Annotated in this window: 12 protein-coding genes and 2 rRNA genes; 2 read left to right on the top strand and 12 right to left on the bottom strand. The window is 42.8% G+C overall.

Going from position 1 to position 11,516, the window contains the following annotated elements; all coding sequences use genetic code 11:
- Positions 1–74 precede the first annotated feature (74 nt).
- Both B5771_RS00610 and B5771_RS00605 read right to left on the bottom strand, forming a co-directional pair.
- Positions 75–1,058, bottom strand: coding sequence for a 4Fe-4S binding protein (locus tag B5771_RS00610; RefSeq protein ID WP_088185802.1), 984 nt, complete (start codon positions 1,056–1,058; stop codon positions 75–77).
- Between the two features lie 227 nt (positions 1,059–1,285).
- Positions 1,286–2,155, bottom strand: a complete 870-nt coding sequence (locus B5771_RS00605; protein WP_088185801.1) for an SDR family oxidoreductase — start codon at positions 2,153–2,155, stop codon at positions 1,286–1,288.
- 243 nt (positions 2,156–2,398) lie between these two features.
- On the opposite strand from B5771_RS00605, the gene B5771_RS00600 reads away from it, so the two are divergent.
- A complete protein-coding gene (locus B5771_RS00600) occupies positions 2,399–3,241 on the top strand; it encodes an SPFH domain-containing protein (RefSeq protein ID WP_047810556.1) in 843 nt (280 codons plus the stop codon).
- A 40-nt stretch (positions 3,242–3,281) separates the two neighbouring features.
- Positions 3,282–3,461, top strand: coding sequence for a hypothetical protein (locus B5771_RS00595; protein WP_172408109.1), 180 nt, complete (start codon positions 3,282–3,284; stop codon positions 3,459–3,461).
- A gap of 164 nt (positions 3,462–3,625) precedes the next feature.
- Here the strand turns inward: B5771_RS00595 and B5771_RS00590 are convergent, their stop codons facing one another.
- The 10 genes from B5771_RS00590 to B5771_RS00545 all read right to left on the bottom strand — a co-directional run.
- Entirely contained in the window at positions 3,626–4,177 is a 552-nt protein-coding gene (locus tag B5771_RS00590) for a 2-oxoacid:acceptor oxidoreductase family protein (protein WP_088185800.1), read from the bottom strand.
- Positions 4,174–4,932 carry a thiamine pyrophosphate-dependent enzyme gene (locus B5771_RS00585; RefSeq protein WP_088185799.1) on the bottom strand — a complete coding sequence of 253 codons (759 nt, stop codon included), beginning with the start codon at positions 4,930–4,932 and terminating at the stop codon, positions 4,174–4,176. Before B5771_RS00585 ends, B5771_RS00590 begins: the two co-directional genes overlap by 4 nt.
- Positions 4,929–5,990 (bottom strand): 3-methyl-2-oxobutanoate dehydrogenase subunit VorB, encoded by a 1,062-nt coding sequence (gene vorB, locus B5771_RS00580; protein ID WP_088185798.1) that lies wholly within the window; start codon positions 5,988–5,990, stop codon positions 4,929–4,931. Before vorB ends, B5771_RS00585 begins: the two co-directional genes overlap by 4 nt.
- 7 nt (positions 5,991–5,997) lie before the next feature.
- Complete coding sequence (locus B5771_RS00575) at positions 5,998–6,219, bottom strand: 4Fe-4S binding protein (protein WP_088185797.1); 222 nt, start codon at positions 6,217–6,219, stop codon at positions 5,998–6,000.
- 13 nt (positions 6,220–6,232) lie between these two features.
- Complete coding sequence (locus B5771_RS00570; protein WP_088185796.1) at positions 6,233–6,901, bottom strand: hypothetical protein; 669 nt, start codon at positions 6,899–6,901, stop codon at positions 6,233–6,235.
- 82 nt (positions 6,902–6,983) lie between these two features.
- A complete protein-coding gene (locus B5771_RS00565; RefSeq protein WP_172408108.1) occupies positions 6,984–7,901 on the bottom strand; it encodes a bifunctional enoyl-CoA hydratase/phosphate acetyltransferase in 918 nt (305 codons plus the stop codon).
- 42 nt (positions 7,902–7,943) lie between these two features.
- Entirely contained in the window at positions 7,944–9,008 is a 1,065-nt protein-coding gene (gene buk, locus B5771_RS00560) for a butyrate kinase (RefSeq protein ID WP_088185794.1), read from the bottom strand.
- A gap of 300 nt (positions 9,009–9,308) precedes the next feature.
- On the bottom strand, positions 9,309–10,487 hold the full coding sequence (locus tag B5771_RS00555; RefSeq protein WP_088185793.1) for a C40 family peptidase: 1,179 nt from the start codon (positions 10,485–10,487) through the stop codon (positions 9,309–9,311).
- Positions 10,488–11,159: 672 nt separating this feature from the next.
- A 5S ribosomal RNA gene (gene rrf, locus B5771_RS00550) occupies positions 11,160–11,276 on the bottom strand.
- 123 nt (positions 11,277–11,399) lie between these two features.
- Positions 11,400–11,516, bottom strand: a 23S ribosomal RNA gene (locus B5771_RS00545); the annotation flags it as partial.

Genomic DNA, 11,516 nt, shown 5'->3' with positions numbered 1-11,516 from the left:
GCGGTACTGTCGAGCATTGCCTAATCCTTTATTATGATTATATTATAATCTGCCTAGATAATACAATGGATTGTTTAAAGCATAAACAACAATTGCCGATAGGTTTCTACAGTCATATCAGATCCCCAATGACCTGTCAGCTTAGCAACAACGATGCCTAAAAACCAAAGGCAAAGGATAGCTATTGTGAGCAAAGGAATGGCAAGGGTTTTCTTTCCCCAAGATGTCTTCAAGGTTAATGTATCTTTAACGGGACATTGTTGAACACAATTAAGGCAGCCCGTGCATTCAGGAGAAAAGACACGACTTTCATGGGCAACATCTATCCGGCTCGGACAACTTTTCGAACATTTTCCACATTCGATACAAGTATTTTGATTTCGAGTAATTTTAACTGGACTTAGAAAACTAATCAACCCCAGAAGAGCGCCATAAGGACAAAGATACCGACACCAAAAATTTTCAATCAAAACCGAAAGCAATGCCAAAACTCCAAAAACTGACAAGCCAACAATAGATAAATGTTCCATAAATTCGAGCATCATGATATCTGATATTCTATTGTACGGTGATTGAACAAAGGAAGCGGCATCTGTCCCACTCATTCCCCAAAAAATGGCCAGCAGAAAAAAGAGAAGGAGAATATATTTCAAAGAACGTAAGATAAAATCAAGCCAAATTGGTGTTTTAAAATTTCGACCGAATAGAGCTCGTCCTATCTTTCCCAGTCCCTCAGAAAGGGTTCCTATTGGACAGATCCAGGAACAAAAGGTTCTTTTAAACAAAAGAGAAGTTACTAGGATTATCAGAAAAATTACTAACCCTGCCGGATGGACAGGATCAAATCTTCCGGTTGCCAACCATGCCCTCAGTCCAACCAAAGCACTTAAAGGCAAAAAGGCCTCTACTCCCGGCGGTTTATTTATAACTGCCGATGACTGCTTTGTTAACTGATTTACAAACAGGATAAAGTCAATACCAATATAAGCAACTACAAGCGCAAAGAACAATTGAACACCATGTCTCCATGATATTAGTTTTTTAAGTTTTGAAAACATGGAACCCCTCATTTCTAAACTAAACTCGTTCAGCTCAAGCTGAACGGAGCTTCGGTGATCAGTGTCCTGTGGACATCTTAGACTATTATAGCAAATAAAAGTTTAAACGTTATGTGATTTAAGTCACAATTTTAAGCTCATTTTGTCACGGAAAAAATCATCCGATGATAAGCTGTATCGCCAGATCATCACTGGTTAGCCTTATCCGGATGATTATTAAACTAAAATTAAGAATTTATTATAGTACCGCCATTAATATGTATGATTTGCCCAGAAATGTATGAAGAGTCTTCAGATGCTAAAAACACATAGGCTGGAGCTAATTCTTTCGGCTGACCTGCTCGCTGCATCGGCACCGTACTGCCGAAGACGGCTACTTGTTCCTCTTGAAACGTAGAAGGAATTAAGGGAGTCCAGATTGGACCCGGGGCGATGCCATTAACTCGGATTCCCAATTTGCAAAGAGACTCCGAAAGCGAACGAGTAAAAGAAATCACGGCTCCTTTACTAGCGGAGTAATCAATGAGTTGATCATGCCCTTCATAAGCCGTAATCGAAGTCGTATTGATAATACTGCTTCCAGGCTTAAGATGAGGCAATACTGACTTAGTTAAATAAAAGCAGCCAAATATATTTGTGCGAAATGTACGCTCCAGCTGACTGCTTGTTATATCAAGCAAGCTGTTTTGAGGATGTTGTTCTCCGGCATTATTTATCAAAATGTCTATTTGGGAAAAGGTCTGAAGTGTAGTATTTACAACCCCTTGACAGAACGATTCATCGCCAACGTCGCCGGCTATAAGCAAGCAGCGTTTTCCTAATTCCTCGATTCGGGCTTTCGTAATATTCGCGTCCAGATGTTCATTGTAATAAACAATGACAATATCAGCGCCTTCCTTGGCAAAGGCTATAGAGACTGCCCTTCCAATGCCACTGTCTCCGCCTGTTATAATAGCTACCTTTCCTTTTAATTTGCCATTGCCTTTATAAGCCGGGTCTTCTGCCAAAGGTAATGGATTCATTAACGTTTCGAGGCCAGGTTGCTGTTCTTGTTGCTGAGCCGGAAAGGTCGGTTTTGGCGATTTAGCCTGGGTCATTCAAATGACTCCTTTCTTCTTGTTCGTTTTCCCATTCATTGAACGATAATAAAATGACCAATTATGGTCATTATTAATCCTCTTTCTCTGGACTATCTCTCGCTTAAATTCTTCCATTTATCAGAGTGAATAAAATTATGGCTTTACCTTGTTATATAAAAGTGATATCATATTGGTATCGAAAGACATTCGATGCAAAAAAATTCTAAGGTATCCATACCTAGTTTAAGGAGGTTTATCACTATGTTTGAGAAAAAGGCTTGGGCTGTCAACGGGTATCTGGCGCTAATTTGTATGCTTGCCCTTTTAATTGGAGGAATCGCCCTAATAATCCAAAAAAACTTTATTGGGACTGTGCTCCTTATCGCAGCTCTTATATTGGGAACAGGGATTATTGTCGTCCAACCAAATAAAGCCTATGCCCTCGTATTTTTCGGGAATTACCTTGGCACTATTCGTAAACCGGGGCTTTGGCTGAGTATTCCCTTGGCCTCACGCAAAGGCATTTCCTTAAAGGTTCGCAACTTTAACAGTAAAACTTTAAAAGTAAATGATATCCAAGGGAACCCGATTGAAATCGCAGCTGTTGTTGTTTTTCGAGTAGTTGATACTGCAAAGGCCATTTTCGACGTGGAAAAATATGAACAATTTGTGGAAATCCAAAGTGAAACCGCCTTACGCCATATCGCAACTCGCTATGCTTATGATAATTTCGAAAGTGATGATATCTCCTTACGCGGGAATCCGGAGGAGGTATCCGATGAATTAATGAAAGAACTTCAACAGCGGCTCATCCTCGCTGGAGTTGAAGTCAGCGAAACTCGTCTAACCCATCTTGCTTATGCCACAGAAATAGCTGGGGCAATGTTACAGCGTCAACAAGCTTCTGCGATTCTTTCAGCTCGCCAAATCATTGTTGAAGGGGCTGTTGGCTTAGTGCAGTTGGCTATCGAACGAATTGAAAAAGAAGGCGTCATAAATCTTGATGATGAGCGCAAAGCATCAATGGTTAACAATCTCCTAGTATCCATAGTTTCTGAACGTTCTATTCAACCCGTCGTAAATACCGGAACAGTGTATTCTTAATCCTTGCGCATTAATTTAGGAGCATCGGATGTGGATAACCATGAGTAAGAAACAATTTCTGCTTCGCATAGATCCTAAACTCTATGCCGTCCTAGAGCGATGGGCTGCTGACGAATTTCGAAGTGTCAATGCCCATATGGAATATTTGCTCCGTGACGCAGCCCGCAAAACGGGTCGTCTAAAAGAGATTACTGCCAATCCCCAGGAACAAGAATCATAATAAAAGCGGGACCGAATTTAAAATATTTGATCTGGATTATTGTATAAAGAAAATACAAAGCAAATTTAAAAAGCAAGCCTTCCAATTTAACTACTGATACAATTGGAGGACTTGCTGAATTTTTTGTTTTACTTGTAATTTGTTTAATTTTAAAAAGTCATCATTTAAAAATGTTTTTGAGCGTACTCAATCCCAGCTTTAAAAGCTCTGGAATTCAAGTCGGCTAGCTCGGGTTTTTTACCCGCCAATTCAACCAGTGCCTTAATTAGAATCTCATCCTCAAGAGTTGGAGTCAAGGCTTGTATAACTCCCAGCATCACTATGTTGGCTACCTTCGCCTCTCCTATATCATGGGCAATATCATTAACCGGAACGCGAAAAATTTGAATATCGTCTCTGCCCGGTAAATCCGGCACGATTGAGGAATTTACATATAAGGTTCCGCCAGGAACCACGCTGGCAATAAATTTTTGATAGGACGCTTCATTCATAACTAGAGCTATATCAGGTTTACCCACAGTCGGAGAACCAATCCGCTTATTGGAGATAATTACCGAACAGTTAGCCGTTCCGCCGCGCATTTCTGGGCCATAAGCAGGAATCCAGGTAACTTGACGCTTAGCGAGCATAGCGGCCTGAGCCATAACTTTACCGATAAATAAAACCCCTTGACCTCCAAATCCCGCGAATAAATATTTTGTTATTCCAGAAGTCATGGATTTCTCCCCCCTTCCAGTGCTGGAGTTTTCAGCTCACCCAAGGCAAAATGGGGTTTCATTTTTGTCGTTAACCAATCTAAGGCTTCGACCGGATCAACACCCCAGTTTGTAGGACAGGTGGAAAGTATACTGACAAAAGAGTACCCCAAACCATCCAGCTGAATTTGAAAGGCTTTTCGAAGAGCTTTTTTGGCTTCTTTAATGGCTTGCGGACTTTCCACAGAGACCGAGGCTACATAAACCGCTCCTTCAACTTGGGTCAAAATCTTGGGAAGATCCAAAGGGAAACCCATCGTTACTGAATCTCGACCGTACGGAGAAGTTGACGTTCTCTGTCCCACCAGAGAAGTTGGGGCCATTTGCCCTCCTGTCATTCCATAGATGGCATTATTGACAAAAATGGAACTTATCTTTTCGCCGCGGGCGGCTGCAGATACCGTTTCAGCAAGTCCAATGGAGGCACCGTCACCATCTCCCTGATAGGTAAAGACAAAACGATCAGGGCGGGCTCTTTTGGCTCCTGTCGCTACCGCAACTGCACGCCCGTGCGCAGCACCGATCATATCACAAGAAAAGTAGTTTTCACAAAAACCGGCACAGCCCACAGGAGCTACGCCTATCGCCTTTTCAATTAGATTCATTTCTTCCAATAATTCACCGATCAGGCGATGAATAATCCCATGAGTACATCCTGGACAATAATGAAAGGGTCGTTCGGTTAGACCTGAGGTCTTAGCAAAAATCGTTTTCATCCCTGTCCCCTCCCTAACATTTGTTTCTTAAAGGCATCAACAACCTCTTCCGGCTCGGGAGTCATACCCCCTTGACGTTTGCATAAGCCAACTGGAGCTTGACCGCTTACGATCAGCTTTACGTCTTCCACCATTTGACCAGAACTGAGTTCTACACTCATCCAGCCTTTAATTTGAGGTAATCGTGTTGAAAGACCTTTTTCCGGGAAAGGCCACAAAGAAACGGGCCGAAAGAGACCAACTTTTAAGCCCTCTTCGCGCAACATGTCCACAGCTGTTTCCGTGATGCGGGCACTTGTCCCAAAGGCCACAAATGCAAATTCGGCATCATCCATGAGATACTCAGAAAATCGTTGTTCAGATTCTTTCATCAGAGATATTTTTTGGCCCCAGCGGAGATTTTCCGATTCGCCCAGATCCGGAGTAAGATAATAACTGATTACATTATTTTTGGGCCGCCCTTCAGCCCCGCTGGCTGCCCAGGTTTTCGGACTTAGTGTTCTGCCTTGATAGGGGGGAAACTCCACCGGTTCCATCATTTGTCCCAAAATCCCATCGACAGCGACAATCACTAAATTCCGATAATAATCAGCGATATCAAAGGCTTCTTTCGTTAAATCCACCATCTCCTGAACTGATGAGGGGGCTAAAACGATACCGTGGTAATCTCCATGTCCGCCGCCTTTTGTTAGTTGAAAATAGTCTGCTTGTGTAGGGCCTAGGCCGCCCAAGCCCGGTCCGCTTCTCATAACATCAACTATGACACAAGGAATTTCTGCTGCAAACAAATAGGAAAGCCCTTCTTGCATTAAACTAAAGCCAGGGCTTGAGGTTCCTGTCATGACTCGTTCACCGACCGCTCCTGCCCCATAGACCATATTTATGGCTGCCACTTCACTCTCAGCCTGTAAATAGGTTCCTCCTGAGCTTTTCATTTTTTTGGACATGTATTCCGGAATTTCTGTTGAAGGAGTGATCGGGTACCCATAAAACAAACGGCAGCCCGCTTGAATCGCCGCTTCGGCGATTGCTTCATTTCCCTTCATTAACATTGCCATACCAGACTCACTCTCCTTTCTCCTCACGATAAATTTCCAAAGCCAAGTCAGGACAGATTAAACCACAAAAAGCACAACCTATACATAGGCTTTGATCGATCATTTCTACAGCATAAAAGCCCTTACTGTTTGCCTTGTCACCGATCTTTAAAATTTTCTTAGGACAAGTATGGACACAAAGGCCACAACTCTTGCAGCGTTCCACGTTAATTTTAACGACATTCTTCATAAACTCTCCTCCTTTACTCGGTAGATGAACGTTTCCCTGAAGTTTTCCAACCAAGGTTTAAGAACCGCTGAACGGGAATCCAATCAGATTCCCATGGAAGGCCCACTTTCTCAGCCCATTGCGGATTCATACCGCAGGCAACCTTTGGAATCTTAGTTTGAGCCTCCAGTTCGTGAAAAAGTTCTTCAGATTGACGCCAATCTTCTACTGTCGTCCATTCTTGCAGGTTAGAATTATTGATCCAACCTTGAACCTTCAGGTGCGATTTTAATTCCATGTCTCGTCTCAAGTTCTCAATTTCCTCCAGTGTACTGCTAAAGGGGCGAAACACGTTTACGACCTGAAGAACAGTGACATCCTTTTTCTCCAGAAAGGTATGATATCGTCCAACTACTGTTGCACCGGTTTCATTCCCCCCAACGTCAAGGAGAACCCTTTTTTTTGTATCTCTTAAGGCGCCTTCAATTTGGGGAGTTAGAGAGGGATTTTCAGCCAAAGCTAAATCACCTTGTGGACGGATCACTTCAACCCCATCTTTTTCCAAGGGAATTGCAGCTTCCCGCGAACGAAAATAAGGATTAATCAAATCAAGATCTACCAAAGATACTCGTTGATTCTTTTTCGCCCATTGGGACGCCAAATTTATGGCCAACTGAGTTTTGCCGGCACCATATCCTCCCATTAAAACTACAATCCTGCGATCAAGTAGGTTTATTTCTGACGTACTCTTACCCTCCCAGTTAAAGTTAGTCGACTGATCTTAGTCAGGACAACCTCTGTCCTTTTTGACTTAAGGCAGCCATCGTTAAGGCCATTAGTTTACTTCTTGGAGTATCATTTCGTGACGTTAAAACTATGGGAACTTGAGCGCCCAGGATAATTCCGGCCATCGTTGCGCCTGCGAAATAGACCAGAGACTTTCCCAAGACATTTCCAACTTCAATCGATGGTACTAAAAACAAGTCAACATTACCATTAATCCTACTAGAAATTCCTTTATGCTTTAAGGCAGCTGCGCTGACTGCACCATCGAGGGCAAGAGGACCTTCCACCACAGCATTAGGAAACTCTCCGTTTAGGTTCATTTCTTCTAATGTCTTAGCATCAACGGTTGCCGGCATTTTAGGATTTACAACTTCATTGGCTGTTAAAGCAATAACATTGACCAATTCCATTCCAATCCCATGTAAATACAATAGGCTATTTTCCAAAATTTCTTTCTTTTGTTTTAAATCCGGAGCAATATTCATTCCGCCATCCGTTACAAAAAGCAAGCGGGTATAACCAGGTATTTGAAAGGCAGCCATATGACTGAGCAGACGGCCTGTTCTCAGCCCCCTTTCCGGTCTTAAAACTGCCCGAAGAAAATCAGAACTATTAATTAAGCCTTTCATTAAAAAACTAGCTTGTCCGTCAATGACAGCATCTACTGCCCTATGGGCCGCATTAATAGGATTTGGTTCATGGATTAGCTCTATCTGGTCCAACCTGAATTCTATTTCTGCGGCATATTGTTTAATGACTTCTTCGTCCCCGATCAGAAGAGGAGAAATAAGGCCTTCTATTTCGGCAAGTTTAATTGCTTCTAAAACGTCTTTATCAGCAGCGGCAGCAACAGCAACTTTCGTCCGCCCCATACTTTTTGCTTTTTCAAGCAGGGACTCAAACCCGGAATACCGCAATGTTATCACTCCATTTTCAGTCCAAAGGTTCATGCCATAAATTTATGCCTGATAAACTAACGCCTGTTCTTCACCTCTTAAAACTCTCAAAGCTCCTGAAGCCAGGGCCTCCATTTCTTCTTCGCCAGGAACCACTTCTACCTTGGCGATAAAAGCTATTCGTCGACTGATTTCACAAGTGATGAATTGTGAATGAGCAAGTCCGCCGGTTAATACGATTCGATCCACGTCACCGGCCATTACAGCAGCCATAGCTCCGATTTCCTTAGAAACTTGATAACAGAGTGCTTCTAATACCAATTTTGCCTGAGAGTCACCTTCGCTCATCCGCTTCTCCGCTGCACGGGCATCTTTAGTCTTAAGATATGCAAACATGCCGCCTTCTTTGGTGATTTTGTTCAACATTTCTTGTTCACTATAGTTACCTGAATAACAAAGTTTTACAAGTTGATAAGCTGGTAAAGTACCGCATCTATCCACAGAAAAGGGGCCTTCACTATTGGCGTTATTAACATCAATCATCCTGCCTTTATAATGAGCGGCTACAGAAATTCCTCCACCTAAATGGACGACAATAAAATTAACGTCCTGATAAGTTTTTCCTATCCGACGAGCAACCTTACGGGCAACAGCTTTCATGTTCAAGGCATGTGACAGACTTATACGAGGTAATTCCGGCAGCCCGGAAAAACGTGCAAGAGGCTCCATTTCATCAACAGCAACTGGATCAACAATAAAAGCTGGTACATTAATCCGCCGACCAAGATGGTAAGCAATAATTCCTCCGAGATTCGATGCGTGTTCTCCGCCCGGTGCATCCTGTAAGACGCGAACAAGGTTATCATCTGCAAAATAAGTGCCGCCTATTAGGGGTGCAAGCAAGCCCCCTCGTCCCGCTATAGCGTTAAACGTTTCCAGGGCATCACCTTTTGAGGCCAGAGTTTTCAAAACAGCTGTAATTCGATATTCATATTGGTCTCCAACCCGAGCAAAACCTTCAATTTCTTGAGCCGGATGATCAATTCCCGTTTTCCAGAGACATGTTTCGTTTTCAAAAGCCGCAATTTTCGTTGATGTCGACCCTGGATTTATAACGAGTACTCTCAAACGCATCCTCCTTCGATAATTAATCCTATCACCCTATTGATTGACAACTAGTAATGACCAACTCAACTATTAACTAAATATTAAATATAAGCTTAATTATAACATAAATCGCAGAAAAGACATGCTTCCTATTGTTGTCACAATTATAGGAAAGGAGCTGCAACAAATATTATTTCAAATTTGTTCAACTCCCGCTCCCACTAAAAAATGGAAGTCTTATGATTAGATAAAACAACACGCCATCAAAATTCAAATTAGTATAAAAACGATCTCATTGAATTTTAAGGCGTGTTACATTATTTATTGAGCGATAACTCGTCGAGCTCCTAAGTAACGTACAGACCAATATGAATTTGTCATATCATCGTAAGAAACACCGCCGTTAGAAGAATTAAGCATTGTATTATTTCCAACATAGATCCCAACGTGTGATGCATCAGAGGCATAAGTATGGAAAAACACTAAATCCCCTGGACGCAAATCGGATCTGGAAACAGCTTCTCCATTTGTAAACTGTCCTTCAGAAGTACGACTTAAGGAAATGCCAAAATGGCGATATACATATTGAACATATCCCGAACAATCAAATCCCGGAGACGGAGATGTCCCTCCCCAGACGTAAGGAATGCCCATGAATTGAGAAGCGTAGCTTATGATTTGCCCTGCGCCGCCTGAAACAGCAACTGTCCCTGATACCCCACCGGTATCACCCCGTCCAATAGCTCCTTGGTCTCTCGCAGCATTGGCAGCTTCGATCTCTTGTTGTTGTATTAATTGTTGAATCCTGTTAACTTTTGCTTTTGCATTTACGGATTGGGTAAGCGTTGCTTTTTCCTCTGAACTTAACTGTGAAAGAATTTGCTGCTGCTTGGCTAAAGCCACTTGAACAGTCTGCTGCGACTGTGTTTTTTCTTGGATTGTTGATTGAATAGACATTTTCTTTTGATTTATTAATTGCTTTTGGCCATCTAAGGACTTATTCAGAGTGGCTATTTCACTTTGAATTTTACTATAAGATCCTACGATCATTTTAACCTGCTCTGCCCTGTCGATGAAATCCGATAGACTGGTAGCATTAAGCAAAACGGCAACGTAAGACGTTACGCCGTCTTCATAATTACTTTTTACGTACTGCCCCAAAGCTTTTACATGTTCCTGACGTTGATCTTCAAGTTTCTGTTGTTGTTTTTCTAAATCCTGAAGATGACTCTGCTCCTGCTTCAATAATTTTTGTTGTTGAGCAATGTTGTCATTTAAAACTTGAACAGATTGTTTTAAGCCTAAGACTTGTACCGTTGCTTTGGAAACTTTGTCCTTTTGTGCACTCAAGGTCCCATTTAATGACTCAACTTGCTTCTGTGATTGAATTAACTGTTGGTGCAAATCATCTGCTTGAGCTGGAATAACTGAAGATACGAGAAGAACGGTACCGATTGTTGTTACAACTGCTGTCTTATATAAAAATAACTTCTTTTTCATCCATCAAACTCCTCAACGATCCTTAATAAATAAGAATTCGCCACAAATCTCTAAATTCCTTGTCAAAATATTCAGAATTTGTGCTGTATCAAAAAGCTCTCACATTCCGACTTGTGACTCATTCTCCTGCAGTGTGGGACCCAATATTTTTAGCTTCTTTCATGAAACAAGCAACAGACTGCCATATGGCAGTCTGTTGCTTGTTTTACCTGGCGATGACCTACTTTCCCAAGGGCCTGCGCCCCAAGTATCCTTGGCCCTGGAGGTCTTAACTTCCGTGTTCGAGATACGAAAAGCGGACGAGCTTTTCGCCACGCTGCGTCCCGCAACGCAGACTCCTGCAGCGTGGATCGAACGGGTGGAGCACCGGTAATTTATACTTTCATTTCTTTCATAAAACACAGATAGACTGCCAAATTGGCAGTCTATCGCTTGTTCACCTGGCGATGACCTACTTTCCCAGGGGCCTGCGCCCCAAGTATCCTTGGCCCTGGAGGTCTTAACTTCCGTGTTCGTGTATACGAAAAGCGGACGAGCTTTTCGCCACGCTGCGTCTCGATACGCATTCTCCTGCAGCGTGGATCGAACGGGTGGAGCCCCGGTCGTTTATACTTTCATTTCTTTCATTAAAACACAAACAGACTACCTTTATGGCAGTCTGTTGCTTGTTTTACCTGGCGATGACCTACTTTCCCAGGGGCCTGCGCCCCAAGTATCCTTGGCCCTGGAGGTCTTAACTTCCGTGTTCGAGATGGGAACGGGTGGAACCCCTCCGGCATGATCACCAGATCTCTGAGATTCAGTTGTCCTTTTCGAACTCTGTTCTCTCAAAACTACATAGAGTCTTTTTCTAGCTTCGTCTTCTCAGAAACATTTGAGCCACATTCCCTTTGCTAACGTATCGTATCGTATTAGGTCAAGCCCTCGACCGATTAGTACCGGTCAGCTCCACACCTCACGGTGCTTCCACATCCGGCCTATCAACCTGATCTTCCTTCAGGGGTCTTACCGAGCTTTCACTCGTGGGAA

The organism is Desulfosporosinus sp. FKA (genome assembly GCF_002196785.1).
GTDB lineage: Bacteria > Bacillota > Desulfitobacteriia > Desulfitobacteriales > Desulfitobacteriaceae > Desulfosporosinus > Desulfosporosinus acididurans.
The sequence above is the reverse complement of the archived record's forward strand: the minus strand, read 5'-3'. Positions and strand labels throughout refer to the sequence as shown.

What these genes read in the sequence shown, in the direction of transcription:
- B5771_RS00610 (WP_088185802.1), bottom strand. Translation starts at nt 1,058, where the DNA reads ATGTTTTCAAAACTTAAAAAACTAATATCATGGAGACATGGTGTTCAA.
- B5771_RS00605 (WP_088185801.1), bottom strand. Translation starts at nt 2,155, where the DNA reads ATGACCCAGGCTAAATCGCCAAAACCGACCTTTCCGGCTCAGCAACAA.
- B5771_RS00600 (WP_047810556.1), top strand. Translation starts at nt 2,399, where the DNA reads ATGTTTGAGAAAAAGGCTTGGGCTGTCAACGGGTATCTGGCGCTAATT.
- B5771_RS00595 (WP_172408109.1), top strand. Translation starts at nt 3,282, where the DNA reads ATGAGTAAGAAACAATTTCTGCTTCGCATAGATCCTAAACTCTATGCC.
- B5771_RS00590 (WP_088185800.1), bottom strand. Translation starts at nt 4,177, where the DNA reads ATGACTTCTGGAATAACAAAATATTTATTCGCGGGATTTGGAGGTCAA.
- B5771_RS00585 (WP_088185799.1), bottom strand. Translation starts at nt 4,932, where the DNA reads ATGAAAACGATTTTTGCTAAGACCTCAGGTCTAACCGAACGACCCTTT.
- vorB (WP_088185798.1), bottom strand. Translation starts at nt 5,990, where the DNA reads ATGGCAATGTTAATGAAGGGAAATGAAGCAATCGCCGAAGCGGCGATT.
- B5771_RS00575 (WP_088185797.1), bottom strand. Translation starts at nt 6,219, where the DNA reads ATGAAGAATGTCGTTAAAATTAACGTGGAACGCTGCAAGAGTTGTGGC.
- B5771_RS00570 (WP_088185796.1), bottom strand. Translation starts at nt 6,901, where the DNA reads ATGGGAGGATATGGTGCCGGCAAAACTCAGTTGGCCATAAATTTGGCG.
- B5771_RS00555 (WP_088185793.1), bottom strand. Translation starts at nt 10,487, where the DNA reads ATGAAAAAGAAGTTATTTTTATATAAGACAGCAGTTGTAACAACAATC.